Origin of the sequence: Streptomyces beijiangensis, assembly GCF_017315755.1 — a bacterium.
GTDB classification, from domain to species: domain Bacteria; phylum Actinomycetota; class Actinomycetes; order Streptomycetales; family Streptomycetaceae; genus Streptomyces; species Streptomyces beijiangensis.
Genome location: NZ_JAFLRJ010000824.1, coordinates 1 through 403, shown reverse-complemented (window position 1 = coordinate 403; position 403 = coordinate 1). Strand labels below are relative to the sequence as shown.

Here is a 403-nt window from a genome sequence, read left to right as displayed (position 1 = left end):
GAAACGGCCCGCGGTCCCAGGGTCCCAGGGTCCCCGGGTCCAGGGCCGCCGGGTACACGGTCCCCGGGTCCACGGGTCCACGGCCCGCTGCGGCCATGCGGTGGTAATCCGGCGCCATGAAGTCAGATGAACCCAATAGTCCGCGCACCTGCTGCTGTGATGCCCCGGTATGTTCCTTCGGCATCCGGGGAGCGGGTGTGCGGCATCCTTTGTCCCGGCTCGGACTCTCCCTGGCCCTGGTCGTCCCGGCTCTGCTCGGCCGCGTCGGGCCGGCCTCCCTCGCCCCCGGGCGGGCGCCCAGGTGCACCGCCGTCACCGGGCCCTACCAGCGTGAGGTCGAGCGCGGCCTGCGCCTGACGGGGGGCGGAGGGCAGTCCCCGGCGGACTGCCGCCCGTCCGCCGT

General features: G+C 74.7%; 1 pseudogene. It reads left to right on the top strand.

Features of this window, described 5'->3' with window-relative positions:
* Window positions 1–197: 197 nt before the first annotated feature.
* A pseudogene (locus J0695_RS39300) lies at window positions 198–403 on the top strand (L,D-transpeptidase); the annotation flags it as partial.